Below are 13,685 nucleotides of genomic sequence, written 5' to 3'. Positions count from 1 at the left end.
CAACGCGGCATGATGTGCCACATCGCCCCCCAGCGTTTCAGGAGCCGCCGTGCGCAAGCCTGCCCTCTACAGCCGATCGGCCCGCGCCGGCCCTGCGCCAGCGGGCGGGCACCCGGTGGGTTTGGACGCCCCCCCGGACACCGATCGTGTGGTGACCGGGCCCCCACCCGTCCGGACCGCACGGCGCGGCTGGCGTGCCGGCCTGGCCCGCGCGGCGATCAACCCGCGCATGATGTGGGCCGCGCTGGCCTTTCTCGGCGCGCTGCTGCTGGCCAACATCTGGACGCAGGGCCCGGTGGGCGCCAGGGCGCTGACCCAGAAAGACATCGACGCCGCGGTGCTGCGCACGCTCACGACCCAGAACCTGCCCTCGGCGGCGGCGCGCGCGGCCGAGAAAATCCGTCCCGCCGTGGTCCGCGTGATGTCCTTCGTGAAGGACAAGAAGGGCGAAGAGGTGGAGCACGGCGTGGGCACCGGCGTGGTGATCCTCGACAAGGGCGTCATCCTGACCAACCTGCACGTGGTGCAGTCCGCGCAGACCGTCAAACTGGTGTTTGCCGACGGCTCCGAATCGGCGGCCACCGTGACCGGTGTGCAGGCTGAAAACGACCTGGCCGTGCTGCAGGCCCACACCATTCCCGACGACCTGCACGCCGCCACCCTGCGCAGCACCGGGGACCTGGTGGCGGGTGACCACGTGGTGGCCGTGGGTTTTCCCTTCGGCATCGGCCCTTCCACCTCGGCGGGTGTCGTATCGGGTCTGGGTCGCGCCTTCAGGTCGCCCGAAGGCGAACAGGAGATCGACAACCTGATCCAGTTCGACGCGGCGGCGAATCCGGGCAATTCCGGCGGGCCGCTGGTCACCATGGACGGTGAGGTGGTCGGCATCGTCACCGGCATCCTCAACCCCACCAACCACCGCACCTTTGTCGGTATCGGTTTTGCCGTGCCGATTGAAAGCGCTGCCGGCGCCGTCGGCCTTCCCCCATTCTGAACAGGAGTGCTTCATGAGCGACAACAACGCCCCCGACACCGCCCAGCTCATGGAGCAGATCCTGTACGAAGTGAAGCGCGTGGTGGTCGGCCAGGACCGCTTTCTGGAGCGTGTCATGGTGGCCATGCTGGCGCAGGGCCACCTGCTGGTCGAAGGGGTGCCCGGGCTGGCCAAGACGCTGACCGTGAAGACGCTGGCCAGTGTGGTGCAGGGGCAGTTCAAGCGCATCCAGTTCACGCCCGACCTGGTGCCGGCCGATCTGGTGGGCACGCGCATCTACAACCAGAAAACCGGCGACTTCAGCACCGCGCTGGGGCCGGTGTTTGCCAACCTGTTGCTGGCCGACGAGATCAACCGCGCACCGGCCAAGGTGCAGAGCGCACTGCTGGAGGTGATGCAGGAGCGGCAGGTGACGATCGCGGGCGAGTCGCACAAGGTGCCCAGCCCGTTTCTGGTGATGGCAACACAGAACCCGATCGAGACCGAAGGCACCTACCCGCTGCCCGAGGCGCAGGTGGACCGCTTCATGATGAAGGTGCTGGTGGACTACCCGACCGATGAAGAGGAATACGTCATCGTCGAGCGCGTCACCGGTCCCGCCGTGCAGGTGCAGGCCGTGGCCACCACCGACCAGCTCGCCGCGCTGCAGGCGCAGTGCCGCCAGGTCTATGTGGACCCGGCGCTGGTGCAGTACGCCGTGCGGCTCGTGTCGGCCACGCGCACGCCCGAGAAACACGGCCTGAAAGACACCGCACGCTTCATCACCTACGGCGCCAGCCCGCGCGCAACCATCGGTCTGGTGGAAGGCGCGCGCGCGCTGGCCATGCTGCGCGGGCGCAACTACGCGCTGCCCGAGGACATGAGCGATCTGGTGCCCGACGTGCTGCGTCACCGCATCGTGCTGTCCTACGAGGGCCTGTCCGAGGGGCTGGACAGCGACGCGCTCATCGCGCGCATCATGGACGCCGTCACGCCGCCAGCCAAGCCGCTGGAGCACGACAGAAAGGCCGCTTGAAGCAGAGGCACCACCATGCTGTTCGGCCTGTTCAAATCCCGTTCCCAAGCCCCTGAGCCGCCGGTGGTCGCGCAGGCGGCGCGGGCCGACGCGTTGCTGCGCGAGCTGGAGTGGACCGTGATCCGCCGGCTCGACGGCCTGCTGCAGGGCGACTACCGCACGCTCATGCGCGGCAGTGGCCTGGACCTGGCCGACCTGCGCGAATACCAGCACCACGACGACGTGCGCCATATCGACTGGAACGTCACCGCGCGGCTGCAGACACCGCACGTGCGCGTGTTCACCGAAGACCGCGAGATGGCGGCCTGGTTCCTGCTGGACCTCAGCCCCTCGGTGGATTTCGGTTCGGGCGAGCAGCGCAAGAGCCAGGTGCTGCTGGGCTTCGTGGCGGTGCTCGCGCGCCTGATCAGCCGCCACGGCAACCGCGTGGGCGCGGTGCTGTACGGATCGCGCGGTCAGCCGGTGGTGGATGCGGTGCTGCCCGCTCGCGGCGGGCGCAACCAGGTGCTGCAACTGATGCAGATGATCCGGCGCCGTGACTTGGATCACACCCCCGCCTCGCTGCGCGCGACCCCCTCAAGGGGGCGACACCAGCCGTCCGGCAAAGCCGGCCCGGCGGTGTCCCTGGGAGGCGCTGTTTCAGACGGCTCGACCCGCCTGGCCGACCTGCTGCGCGCCGCCACCCACACGGTGCGCCAGCGCTGCACGCTGTTCGTGGTGTCCGACTTCATCAGCGAACCCGGCTGGGAGCAGCCGCTGGGTGAACTCGCGCGGCGCCACGATGTGGTGGCTGTGCGCCTGCTGGACCCTCTGGAGCTGGACCTGCCCGACCTGGGGCTGGTCACCGTGCGCGACGCCGAAACCGGCGAGCAACTGCTGGTCGACACGCACGACAGCGGCTTTCGCCAGCGCTTTGCCCGCATCGCCGCGCAGCGCGAAGCCCAGCTGCGCGAGAGCCTGACCCGCGCCGGTGTGGACACCCTGGAGCTCGCCACCGACGACGACCTGGCCGACGCCGTGCTGCGGTTTGTGGACATGCGCAAGCGCCGCGCCCAACCGCGCCGCCCGTTGCCGGCGCACCTCGGAGCACGCGCATGAACAGCCTCAACGCCCTGCTGGCCCAGTCGCCGGTGTCCTTTCTGTGGCCCCAGTTGCTCTGGCTGCTGCTGATCCTGCCGCTGCTGGTGTTGCTGTACTGGTGGCTGCTGCGGCGGCGCCGGCAGACGGCCCTGCGTTTTGCCAGCCTGGCCATCGTGCGCGAGGCCATGGGCAAAGGCCCGGGCTGGCGCCGGCACGTGCCGCCGGTGCTGCTGCTGTTCGCCTTTGCCGCCATGCTGCTGGCCTCGGCCCGACCCATGGCGACGATCCTGCTGCCGTCGACCCAGCAGACCATCATCCTCGCCATGGATGTGTCGGGCAGCATGCGCGCCACCGACGTGGAGCCGAACCGGCTGGTCGCTTCGCAGAACGCCGCCAAGGCCTTTCTGGCCGAGTTGCCGCGCCATGTGCGCGTCGGCATCGTGGCCTTTGCCGGCACGGCGCAGGTGGTGCAACCCATCACGCTCAGCCGCGAAGACCTGGTGACCGCGATCGACAAGTTCCAGCTGCAGCGCGCCACCGCCATCGGCAGCGCCATCGTGGTGGCGCTCTCGGAGCTGTTCCCGGACCAGGGCATCGACCTGGGCAACATGACCTTTGGCCGCCACAACGATCCGTTTGCGCCCCAGGGTCGCGCCATCGACCAGCCCCAGACCGAGAAGAAAGCGTTCGAACCCGTGCCCCCCGGCTCCTACACCTCGGCCGCCATCATCCTGCTCACCGACGGCCAGCGCACCACCGGCGTGGACACGGAGGAGGCCACCAAGATGGCCGCTGACCGGGGTGTGCGCGTGTACACCGTGGGTGTGGGCACCGTGAGCGGCGAGGTGATCGGTTTTGAAGGCTGGTCCATGCGGGTGCGGCTCGATGAAGACACCCTCAAGGAAGTCGCCCGCACGACCCAGGGCGAGTACTTCTACGCCGGGACGGCCGAGAACCTGAAGAAGGTCTACGAGACCCTGAGCACGCGGCTCACGGTGGAGAAAAAGGAAACCGAGATCTCGGGCCTGCTGGCGCTGGTGGCCGCACTGCTGGTGCTGCTTGCCTCGGGCCTGTCGCTGTTCTGGTTCAACCGCGTGCTGTAGATCAGCCTTGCCGGTGGGCCCGGCTTGCCCAAGCCCGGGCGGCGCGCCTGCGCAGCCGATTCCTGCGCTGTGTCAAAAGACCAGGACTGGGCGCACGGCAAAATGCGCCGATGAATACGCATGTCTTGGTGGCGGGGGGTGGCATCGGTGGTCTGGCCTGTGCATTGGCGCTGGCGCGGACGGGTGCCTCGGTCGATGTGATGGAGCAATCGGGCGCACTGGGTGAAGTGGGCGCCGGCTTGCAGCTCGGTCCGAACGCGGTGCGCGTGCTGGACGACTGGGGCCTGATCGACGAACTGCACGCCCGCGCCGCTTTCCCCGACGAACTCCGGGTGCGCGACGCCCACCGGGGTGTGCACCTGGGTCGCCTGCGGCTGGGCGCCATGATCCGCGCCCGCTATGGCCAACCCTATGCCACCATCCACCGCGCCGACCTCCACGAACTGTTGTTGCAGGCCGTGCAGCGCCAGGACGCCGTGCGCCTGCACCTGGGCGCGCGCTTGACGGCGTACGAGCCGACCCAGGTCTCGGTGCGTGCCACCTGCGAAGACGACTCGGTGTTCCAGGGCGCGGCACTGGTTGGGGCCGACGGTTTGTGGAGCCGTGTGCGCACCCAGATGCTGGGCGCCCACCCGGTGCGCGTGAGTGGCCACCTGGCCTACCGCGGCATGGTGCGTTCGCAAGACCTGCCCGCGGCCTTGCGCGCTTCGTGCGTGACCGCCTGGCTGGGGCCTCAGCTGCATGTGGTGCATTACCCGGTCAAACGCGGTGAGTGGTTCAACGTTGTGGCCGTGGTGCACGGCGTGCTCGGCCAAGGCCACGGTGGCCCGCCGGGCAGCGATCCGCAGGCCTGGAGCCACGAGGCGCGCAGCGCCGACCTGCAGCGGGCGCTGGGACCGGTGTGCGGCGACCTCAAGGACATGCTGGGTGCGGTGACCGAATGGAAGCTCTGGGCCCTGAACGACCGCGCACCCGTGGCCAGCGCGCAGGAACATGCCCAGGGGCGGGTGGCCCTGCTCGGTGACGCCGCGCACCCCTTGCGACCCTACCTCGCGCAGGGTGCGGCCATGGCGATCGAAGACGCCTGGACGCTCGGCTGGCTGCTGCAGACACAGCCCGTGGCCGAACCTGTCGACTGGCCAGCCCTGTTCGCGCGGTATGCGCAGACCCGCTGGCAGCGCAACGCTCGGGTGCAAAGCCGCTCGCAGCGCAACGGCACCATCTTCCATGCCAGCGGCGCGTTGCGCTGGGCGCGCAACGCGTCCATGGGCCTGCTGGGCGAGTCCTTGCTCGACAACCCCTGGCTCTACAGCGGGCCGCCTGTACCTGTGTAAAACCCCCCAGGGGGGCGATGCGAGTGGCCCGGCGGAGCCGGTTCCACCGTATCCTGGGTGGGGCATGTCGCGCCGGTTCGATACAACGCGGCCACGCCCTGCAAAAGGTCAGTCCTGCTGTGTGAGCGCGCTGGTGCAGCACCTCGCCTGTTAATCTGCGGGCCTGTTGTTCACCTTGAGGACTCGACGCATGTTCCAACCCCAACGCCGCCATGTCATCGCTGCCGCCATCGCCATGGCCTGCAGTGTGTCCACCGTGTTCGCCCAGACCCCCTGGCCGAGCAAACCGTTGAAGATCGTGGTCGGTTTCCCCGCCGGCTCCTCGCCCGACCTGATGGCGCGCCTGATCGCCGAGCCGCTGTCGCAGGCGCTGGGCCAGCCGGTGGTGGTGGACAACCGGGCCGGCGCCGGGGGCAACATCGCGGCCAGCCAGGTGGCGCGCGCCACCGACGACCACACCATCGGCCTCATGATCAACGGCAACCTGACGATCGCCAAGATCCTCAACCCGGCCACCCCCTACGACCCGCTCACAGACCTGACACCGGTCTCTCTGCTCGCCGTGGCGCCCCTGGTGCTCAGCGCGCCGGGCGACACCGCCACCAGCGGCGCCGCCTTTTTCGCCGCCGCGCGCGAGTCGGGTGACCGCTGGAACTACGGCACGCCGGGTGTGGGCACGGTGGCCCACCTGGGCATGGAGCTCATCAAATCGCGCGCCGGCATCGCGCCGGTGCACGTGCCCTACCCGGGCAACCCGCAGGTCATCACCGCGTTGCTCGGCGGGCAGATCCAGATGTCGTTGCTGCCGCCGGGTCTGGCCATGGCGCAGGTGCGCGCGGGCAAGCTCAAGGCCATCGGCGTGACATCGGCCGGACGCAGCAGCGTGGTGCCCGAGGTGCCCAGCCTGGCCGAAGCCGGCGTGAAAGACCTGCAGCTGGAAATCTGGAACGCCGTGGCCGCGCCGAACAGCCTGCCCAAGGCCCATGTGAACCGGCTCGCGGTGTTGCTGACCGAGATCGTGCGCCGGCCCGAAATACGGCAAAAGATCCTGGCCCAGGGCTGGCAGGTGGCGGGCACCTCGCCCGAAGGCCTGGCCAACCGCATCCGCAAGGACACGGCCGCGATGGCCGAGGTGATTCAGAAGAACAACATAAAACCCTGATCCCCCGCACCGGTTCAATTCCACTCGACGCCCAGGCAGGTGGCCAAGGCCGACAGTTCGGTGTCCAGTGCCGGGCGGTAGCTCGCATCGCTCGGGGCTTGGCCATTGACGTAGCCGATGTCCGCTTGCAGCCGCCCACCGGCCACCGACAGGTTGCCCCAGCCGATGACCTGGTCGCGCCACAGCAGCGGCATGGCGTAGTAGCCGCGCACGCGCTTGGCTGGCGGTGTGTAGGCCTCAAAACGGTAGGCCCAATCCCACAGGCGTTCGAAGCGGTCGCGGTCCCAGACCACCGGGTCGAACGGCGCCAGCAGGCGCACCCCCTCTGGCGTTCTCCAGCGGCGCGAGCGGGGGTCTTCTTCCTCAGGCCAGTACCAGGTCGTGCCACCCACTTCAGCGTGCGGCAGCCGCGCGCAGGTGCGCTGCAGCGCCGGGCGCAACTGACCCTTCCACTGTGGCACGGCGTGCTGCAACAGGCCCACCAGCTGGCGCAGGCCGGGTGAGGGCAGCGGGGCGTACTTCGCCACCAGGGTGTCCACCAGCGCGTCCAGCGTGGCGGGCACGTCGGCAGGCGCTTCCTGCGGGGTGTGCACCGCGTACAGCCGGGTGCCGTTTTCGCGCCGGGCCACGCGCAGCCAGCCGCGGTAGTGCATGCCGTCGAGCAGCTGGGTGCTGGCTTTGGACTGGCCACCGAAGCCGTTGGTGGTGTGGCCGTGTGCGAAATGCGCGTCCACCTCGCGCGGGTGGACTTCGCCGCGCTCCTGAACGAAGACCCACACCGCCTGGGCCTGCGCCATGCGCTCGGGCGGCCACTCGGCGCGCGCGGTGCGCGGGTGCATGCGGGCGTGTAGCGCGGGCGTGACGAAACCGTAGTTGACGAAAAAATCTTCTTCCACCGCCAGCCGCGGGTAGTGCCGCTCCAGATCGCCCACCCGGTACGCCTTGACCCGGTGGCGCAGCGTCAGGTCCTGCGCGCGGGCCGGTGAACGGATCGGGTCGGCCTGCACGAAGCCCAATCGCTCAATGGCCTTGGGCAGGGTGGTGGGCGTGAACAGGCTGCGGTCCACGGCGTAGCGGCGCAGGTGGGCGATGGAGAGGGTGACCATCGATCCATCATGCCGCATTCAAACGCATTTCCAGCGTGAGGTGCCCTGACCAAGGCTGCGATGGAACCGGCTTCGCCCTCGTTTGTGGGCATGTATGACTTGGCGGTGCCGCGCATGCCGCTCGGCCTTTTTACATCGACATGAGGCACAGAGAAGCTCATGACGTTTGTTCAATTTTTAGGTCTCATGCATGGGACACGCCATCTCTCTCTTCGCACAGCGGTGCGCAGTCCAGATTGGGATTCCAGGCGTCCCTCGGTGTTCGTTCTGCGGGACGTGATTTCGCTGATGAAAAACAGATCCCAAGGTCGGATCAGAACGCGTCGCGAGCGCGACCGTGCACATCGGGCATGGAAGCGTGGCACATGTCGCGAGGCAGCAAAGCTGCTGAGCATACGGAGAGCGCGGGCATTCGATGCGACAATAAAATTTCATTTCGCTCTCGCCATGTCCGCCAAAAAAATCACCAACGTCCAGCTGACCCTGACCGCAGATCTGCAGCAATGGCGTGACTTCCTTGCCATCGCGGAATGTGGCAGTCTGACCCGCGCGGCGCTGTTCCTGGATGTCAATCAGTCTCTGTTGAGCCGCCATTTGAATGCACTGGAACGCGCCTGCGGAGCGCGGCTTTTCAACCGAACCGGCCGTGGCGTCGAGCCCTCCGACACGGGCCTGCGACTGTTGCCCCACGTGCGTGCGCTGCTGGCCAGCGCTGAACAGCTGGAACAGGAAGTTGGTGGTGAGGCGCCCGAACCGATGGGTCGCGTGGTGCTCGGTTCGTTGCCCTCCATCACGAACTCGTTCGCGGGCAAGCTGTACAAACAGATCCGAACTCGTTACCCGAGCATTCAGCTCAAGATCCTTGAAGGCTCCAGTGGCCAGGTCGAGGAATGGCTCGCCGATGGACGCGTCGATGTCGCCATCCTCTACCGCTACGGTCGTTCGCTGGCGGAACACGAGCAGGCCTTGTGTACCGTGCAAAGTTACCTGATCGGTCAGCGAGGCGACCGGTTCACACAGGCACCAGAGATCAGCTTCGTGTCGCTTGACGGCTTGCCCTTCATCCTGCCCAGTGCCCCCAACGGTCTGCGCACTGCGCTGGATGCGCTGGCGCGGCAGCACCGCATCACGCTCGAACCGGTGATCGAGGCCGACTCGCTACCCCTCTTGCGTTCGGTGGTCGCAGAGGAAGGCCTGTACACCGTGTTGCCGCTGCACGCGGTGTGGAGCGAAGTCGAAGAAGGCAAGCTGCAGGCCTCGCGCATTGTTTCACCTTCCTTGCAACGCATCGTCTCCATGTCGCTGGCGCGTTCCAAGGGGCCCGCCAAGGTGATCTCGGCCGTCACCGGCCTCATCGAGCAGGCGGTGGCCGACGAAGCCCGCCGCGGCATGTGGCAGGTCGGCGGACCCGAGTGAATGCATAGCTGATGTACCACTGGTGTGGTGGCTTGTCGCTGGTTGGCACGTAAGCTTGTGAACCGGTTTTCACTGCCAGAACACGAGACAAACACATGCCGCGCCTTTCTTTCCCGACGCCCGAGACCATGTCGCCCGAACAACTGGCCGTTCACAACAAAGTGGTGTCGGGTCCGCGCGGCGAAATCAAAGGCCCGCTGAGGGCCGCTCTGCACAACGCCGAGCTGGCCGATCGCTGGCAGGCCCTGGGTGCGCTGCTGCGCTACCAGACCACGCTCACACCGCGCCAGTCGGAACTGGCGATCCTGATCACCGGCCGGCATTGCCGCTCGCCGTTCGAGTGGCACGCGCACCGCCCCGAGGCCGAGAAGGCGGGTCTGCCGCAAGACGTGATCGAAGCCTTGCTGGCGCAGCGGCGGCCTGAGGGTCTGGACACCAACGACGCGGCGATCTACCAGTTCGCGCTCGAGCTGAACCAGACCCACTCGGTCGGCAGCGCCACGCACGCGGCGGTGGTTGCGGCACTGGGCGAACGCGGCGCCGTGGAACTCACCGCGCTGGTGGGCTACTACACCTTGGTGGCGATGACGCTCAACGCGCACGAAATCCCGCTGCCCGCCGGTGTCGAGCCTGCGTTTGCGCGGCCGCAGGACGAACCGTCTTGAACAGCTTCATGAACCCGACGATCTCGGGTCACTGGGACTGCCACGCCCACCTGTTCGGCCCTTACGCCAAGTTCCCGCTGGCTCCCGAGCGGACCTACACGCCCGACGAAGCCCTGGAGCTGCAGTACGCCGCTCTCCTGGAGCGTCTGGGCATGGCCCACGGTGTGCTGGTGCATCCCAGCGCCTACGGCACCGACCACCGGCTGGTGCTGGCCGCGCTCGCCGCCAGACCACAGTGGCGTGGCGTGCTCGTGGCACAGGCCCACACGGCGCTGGACCTCAAGGCGTTGCGTTCACAGGGTGTGCGCGCGCTGCGCTACAGCCACCGCGGTGGCGCCGGGGCCAACTTCCTGGGCAGTGCTTCGCTGGACGACCTGATTGCCATGGCGCCAGCGCTGGCCGACGCGGACCTGCACGCCGAGCTGTGGACCGAGCGACAGATGCTTCCCGCCATCGCCGACACGCTGCGGGCGCTGCCAGTGCCCGTGGTGCTCGACCACATGGCTGGCTTCGACGCGAGCGCGGGCATTGAAGAACCTGGCTTCGCCACGTTGGTGCAACTGCTCGGCGAGGGCCATGTGTGGGTCAAGCTGTGCGCTTACCGCAATCTGCTGGCATTGCCGTCGTCCCAATGGCGGGAGGCGGGCCGCGTGTTCCAGCAGGCGCTGACCCAGGCCAACGCAGACCAACTGGTCTGGGGCAGCGACTGGCCGCATCTCAACGTGAAGCCCGTGCCCGATGCCGCGTTGCTGCTGGAGTTGTTCCACGACTGGGCCGGCGGACCGGCGGTCGCGGGGAAGATCCTCGCGGACAACCCGCAGCGGCTTTACGCCTGAGGGTGAAACGTCTCAACCGTCGACGGGCTCGGTTGCTCGCACCGAGGGGCGTTGCTGCATCGCTCCGAACCAGGCGGCCAGCCGTGGCACATGCGTGCGCCAGGCCTGGCTGGCGAAGCGGTAGTCGATGTAGCCGAGTGCGCAGACCAGGGCCAGATGCCCGATGCCGAAAGGTGTTGGCTCCAACTCGGGCGTTTCCGCCTCCAGCAGCGCCAGTGAGGCATGGAGCTTGAGTTCGAACGCGGCGATCAGCGTGGGCAGCGGTGCCTCGCGTTCGCGTTCGTTGCGCCACAGGATCAGTGTGTCCAGCAACCCGTCGCCCAACGCATGCCAGCGCAAGGCTTGCCAGCGCTCAGGACCTTCGGCGGGAAACAGGCGACCGCCAGCGCGTGCGTCCAGGTACTCGCAGATCACCACGGAGTCAAACAATGTGCTGCCATCGTCCAGCACCAGTACCGGGATCTTGGACAGCGGGTTGACCTCCATGAGCCCAGGGTTGGGCTTGAGCATCGCCGCCACGGAACGCACGAGTTCGAGTTGTTCCACGACACCCAGTTCGTGGGCCGCGATCATCACCTTGCGCACATAGGGCGACTTGGGGGACCAGTGCAGTTGCATCGAGCGTTCCTGTTCAGACCACACCGGCAGCGCGCAGCGCCGCGATGGTCTTGTCGTCGTAGCCCAGCTCGGTCAGCACGTCATCGGTGTGCTGGCCGAGTGTGGGTGGCGCGGCCACGTCGACCAGCGGGGTTTCCGAGAACCGCATGGGTGTCGACACCTGCGGAACCATCGCGCCGCTGGGGTGTGGAACGTGCTTGAGCATGCCACGTGCTTTCACCTGGGGGTCTTCGAACACCTCGGGCACGGTGTTGATGGCGCCACAGGGCACACCCGCCTTGTCCAATGCGGCGATCAGGTCTGCACGGCTGCGCAGGGCGAATTCGGCGCGCAGCAAGTCCGAGAGCACGGCGATGTTGCGCACGCGTTCGGCGTTGGTCATGAAGCGCGTGTCGCTGGCCCATTCGGGGTGGCCCAGCACCTGGCACAGCTTGTCGAACTGACCGTCGTTGCCCACCACGAGGATGACGTTGCCATCGTTGCAGCGGTAGACGTCCTGCGGCTGGATGTTGGGATGGGCGTTGCCGTTGCGTTGCGGTGTCTTGCCAGACACCAGGAAGTTCATGGCCTGGTTCGCGAGGGTGGCCACCTGCACGTCGAGCATGGCGATGTCGATGTTGTCGCCCACACCGGTCTCGTTGCGGCGCGCGAGCGCGGCCAGCACGGAGACGGCGGTGTACATGCCCGTCATCAGGTCGACGATCGGCACCCCCACCTTCTGCGGTCCGCCGCCGGGCTGGTCGTCGCGCTCGCCGGTCACACTCATGAGGCCGCCCATGGCCTGGATCAGGAAGTCGTACGCCGGTTGATCGCGGCGCGGGCCGGTCTGGCCGAAGCCGGTGACCGAGCAGTAGATCAGTTTGGGGTTGTGCTTGCGCAGGCTGGCCGCATCCAGGCCATACCGATCGAGCGTGCCGGCCTTGTAGTTCTCAAGCACGATGTCCGCCTTCTGCACGAGCTCGCGAACGATCTTCTGTCCTTCCGGCTTGTCCAGGCTGATGGTGACGGAGCGCTTGCCGCGATTCACGGCCAGGTAGTAGCCGGCTTCTCTCGTGTCGTTCCCGTTCGCGTCCTTGAGGAATGGCGGGCCCCAGGAGCGGGTGTCGTCGCCGTTGCCGGGGCGTTCGACCTTGAGTACCTCGGCCCCCAGGTCGGCCAGGATTTGCCCGGCCCAGGGGGCTGCGAGGATGCGGCTCAGGTCCAGGACCTTCACGTGGGACAAAGGTCCGCGAGATGTTTGCATGGTGTGGTGGCGGGAAAATGGGGATGTCTCAATGTACGCAGGCGGTTGGCGTCGCGCTAGGTGGTGGTCAGCAACGCTGCCATGCCGCTGCGCGCATGACATCAGTCGAGGCGGATGTTGCCCTTGGTCGCCACGCGTTTCCATTTTTCGTATTCGGATTCCATCAAGGCGCGGTATTCGTCGGAGGACGAGGTGACCGCCAACGCGCCGAGCTGGTTGAGCAGCTCTTTCACATCGGGGCTGTTCACGGCTTCGTCCAGCACCGAGCGGATGCGCTTCTGCAGATCGACCGGGATACCTTTGGGGCCGACCACACCGTAGTTGGTTTCCATCACGACCTTGGGCAGACCCAGCTCGGTCGTGGTGGGCACGTCGGGGATCTGCGGTGAGCGCTTGGTGCCCACCACCGCGAGAATCCGCAGCTGCCCCTGTTGAGCGAAAGGCAGCACCGCCATCAGATCGGTCGAGATGAATTGCACCTCGCCCGAGAGCACGGCGGTCACCGCCGGCGCCGCGCCCTTGTAGGGAATGTGCACCACGTCGAGCTGTGCTTCCTGCTTGAAGAGTTCGGCGCCGATGTGCGGCGTGGTGCCCGGACCTGCAGAGCTGAAATTCAGCGTGCCGGGTTTTTCCTTGGCGCTCTGCGTGAGTTCGGCGAGTGTCTTGATGCCCGACTTGGCGCTCACGGCGATGACGGCCGGGTTGCGCGCCACGAGGCTGATGTAGCCGATGTCCGACTGCGCATAGACCACCTTGGAGAGTGCAAACATGCCTGCCACAGGGCCCGGAGCCACCAGGCCCAGGGTGTAGCCGTCGGGCTTGGCCTTGAGCACCTGGTCGACACCAATGGTGCCGCCGCCACCGCCCTTGTTGTCGATGATCACCGGCTGCCCGGTCTTCACCGCGATGTGTGCGCCGATCTTGCGGGCCATGACGTCGGTGGGGCCACCGGCGGCATAGGGCACCACAAGACGGATGGGGCGCTCGGGCCAGGCTTGGCTGAACACGGATGTGGCAACCGCGAAGGTTCCCAGGACGATGGCGGCTTGTTTGAACATGGTGGTGTCTCCGTGAAAGGGGGTGATCAGAACAGCAGGGACTGTAGATTTCCGA

13 protein-coding genes are annotated in these 13,685 nt (G+C 67.2%); 9 read left to right on the top strand and 4 right to left on the bottom strand.

Annotated features, from left to right (window positions below; all coding sequences use genetic code 11):
- Positions 1-49 precede the first annotated feature (49 nt).
- The 6 genes from ACN5W5_RS14365 to ACN5W5_RS14340 all read left to right on the top strand — a co-directional run bounded on the left by ACN5W5_RS14365 (position 50) and on the right by ACN5W5_RS14340 (position 6,688).
- On the top strand, positions 50-994 hold the full coding sequence (locus ACN5W5_RS14365) for a S1C family serine protease (RefSeq protein WP_420049166.1): 945 nt from the start codon (positions 50-52) through the stop codon (positions 992-994).
- Positions 995-1,007: 13 nt separating this feature from the next.
- On the top strand, positions 1,008-2,009 hold the full coding sequence (locus tag ACN5W5_RS14360) for an AAA family ATPase (protein WP_420049165.1): 1,002 nt from the start codon (positions 1,008-1,010) through the stop codon (positions 2,007-2,009).
- A gap of 15 nt (positions 2,010-2,024) precedes the next feature.
- Positions 2,025-3,107 (top strand): DUF58 domain-containing protein, encoded by a 1,083-nt coding sequence (locus ACN5W5_RS14355; protein ID WP_420049164.1) that lies wholly within the window; start codon positions 2,025-2,027, stop codon positions 3,105-3,107.
- A gap of 32 nt (positions 3,108-3,139) precedes the next feature.
- Positions 3,140-4,192, top strand: coding sequence for a VWA domain-containing protein (locus tag ACN5W5_RS14350; protein ID WP_420049274.1), 1,053 nt, complete (start codon positions 3,140-3,142; stop codon positions 4,190-4,192).
- Positions 4,193-4,302: 110 nt separating this feature from the next.
- Positions 4,303-5,526 carry an FAD-dependent monooxygenase gene (locus ACN5W5_RS14345; RefSeq protein ID WP_420049163.1) on the top strand — a complete coding sequence of 408 codons (1,224 nt, stop codon included), beginning with the start codon at positions 4,303-4,305 and terminating at the stop codon, positions 5,524-5,526.
- Positions 5,527-5,716: 190 nt separating this feature from the next.
- Positions 5,717-6,688, top strand: a complete 972-nt coding sequence (locus ACN5W5_RS14340) for a Bug family tripartite tricarboxylate transporter substrate binding protein (RefSeq protein WP_420049162.1) — start codon at positions 5,717-5,719, stop codon at positions 6,686-6,688.
- Positions 6,689-6,702: 14 nt separating this feature from the next.
- Here ACN5W5_RS14340 and ACN5W5_RS14335 read toward each other — a convergent pair whose 3' ends face one another.
- Positions 6,703-7,794, bottom strand: a complete 1,092-nt coding sequence (locus tag ACN5W5_RS14335; RefSeq protein ID WP_420049161.1) for a DNA glycosylase AlkZ-like family protein — start codon at positions 7,792-7,794, stop codon at positions 6,703-6,705.
- 159 nt (positions 7,795-7,953) lie between these two features.
- Between ACN5W5_RS14335 and ACN5W5_RS14330 the strand changes: the two genes are divergently transcribed.
- The 3 genes from ACN5W5_RS14330 (at position 7,954) to ACN5W5_RS14320 (ending at position 10,711) form a co-directional block, all read left to right on the top strand.
- Positions 7,954-9,210 carry a LysR family transcriptional regulator gene (locus ACN5W5_RS14330; RefSeq protein WP_420049160.1) on the top strand — a complete coding sequence of 419 codons (1,257 nt, stop codon included), beginning with the start codon at positions 7,954-7,956 and terminating at the stop codon, positions 9,208-9,210.
- 95 nt (positions 9,211-9,305) lie between these two features.
- Complete coding sequence (locus ACN5W5_RS14325) at positions 9,306-9,875, top strand: carboxymuconolactone decarboxylase family protein (protein WP_420049159.1); 570 nt, start codon at positions 9,306-9,308, stop codon at positions 9,873-9,875.
- 8 nt (positions 9,876-9,883) lie between these two features.
- The gene (locus ACN5W5_RS14320) at positions 9,884-10,711 is read left to right on the top strand and encodes an amidohydrolase family protein (RefSeq protein WP_420049158.1); all 828 of its coding nucleotides are present in this window, start codon (positions 9,884-9,886) and stop codon (positions 10,709-10,711) included.
- Positions 10,712-10,723: 12 nt separating this feature from the next.
- Here ACN5W5_RS14320 and ACN5W5_RS14315 read toward each other — a convergent pair whose 3' ends face one another.
- The 3 genes from ACN5W5_RS14315 to ACN5W5_RS14305 form a co-directional block, all read right to left on the bottom strand.
- Positions 10,724-11,329, bottom strand: coding sequence for a glutathione S-transferase family protein (locus tag ACN5W5_RS14315; protein ID WP_420049157.1), 606 nt, complete (start codon positions 11,327-11,329; stop codon positions 10,724-10,726).
- 13 nt (positions 11,330-11,342) lie between these two features.
- Positions 11,343-12,572, bottom strand: coding sequence for a CaiB/BaiF CoA transferase family protein (locus ACN5W5_RS14310; RefSeq protein ID WP_420049156.1), 1,230 nt, complete (start codon positions 12,570-12,572; stop codon positions 11,343-11,345).
- A gap of 101 nt (positions 12,573-12,673) precedes the next feature.
- On the bottom strand, positions 12,674-13,630 hold the full coding sequence (locus ACN5W5_RS14305) for a Bug family tripartite tricarboxylate transporter substrate binding protein (protein ID WP_420049155.1): 957 nt from the start codon (positions 13,628-13,630) through the stop codon (positions 12,674-12,676).
- Between the last annotated feature and the right edge of the window lie 55 nt (positions 13,631-13,685).

Origin of the sequence: Hydrogenophaga sp. ZJX-1 (assembly GCF_048590325.1) — a bacterium.
GTDB lineage: Bacteria > Pseudomonadota > Gammaproteobacteria > Burkholderiales > Burkholderiaceae_C > Hydrogenophaga.
Note: the sequence above shows the minus strand (reverse complement) of the source record. Positions and strands in the feature narration are given on the sequence as shown.

Coding starts and splice junctions, on each gene's coding strand:
- ACN5W5_RS14320 (WP_420049158.1), top strand. CDS start 9,884: ATGAACCCGACGATCTCGGGTCACTGGGACTGCCACGCCCACCTGTTC.
- ACN5W5_RS14305 (WP_420049155.1), bottom strand. CDS start 13,630: ATGTTCAAACAAGCCGCCATCGTCCTGGGAACCTTCGCGGTTGCCACA.
- ACN5W5_RS14335 (WP_420049161.1), bottom strand. CDS start 7,794: ATGGTCACCCTCTCCATCGCCCACCTGCGCCGCTACGCCGTGGACCGC.
- ACN5W5_RS14340 (WP_420049162.1), top strand. CDS start 5,717: ATGTTCCAACCCCAACGCCGCCATGTCATCGCTGCCGCCATCGCCATG.
- ACN5W5_RS14330 (WP_420049160.1), top strand. CDS start 7,954: ATGACGTTTGTTCAATTTTTAGGTCTCATGCATGGGACACGCCATCTC.
- ACN5W5_RS14355 (WP_420049164.1), top strand. CDS start 2,025: ATGCTGTTCGGCCTGTTCAAATCCCGTTCCCAAGCCCCTGAGCCGCCG.
- ACN5W5_RS14310 (WP_420049156.1), bottom strand. CDS start 12,572: ATGCAAACATCTCGCGGACCTTTGTCCCACGTGAAGGTCCTGGACCTG.
- ACN5W5_RS14360 (WP_420049165.1), top strand. CDS start 1,008: ATGAGCGACAACAACGCCCCCGACACCGCCCAGCTCATGGAGCAGATC.
- ACN5W5_RS14345 (WP_420049163.1), top strand. CDS start 4,303: ATGAATACGCATGTCTTGGTGGCGGGGGGTGGCATCGGTGGTCTGGCC.
- ACN5W5_RS14315 (WP_420049157.1), bottom strand. CDS start 11,329: ATGCAACTGCACTGGTCCCCCAAGTCGCCCTATGTGCGCAAGGTGATG.
- ACN5W5_RS14325 (WP_420049159.1), top strand. CDS start 9,306: ATGCCGCGCCTTTCTTTCCCGACGCCCGAGACCATGTCGCCCGAACAA.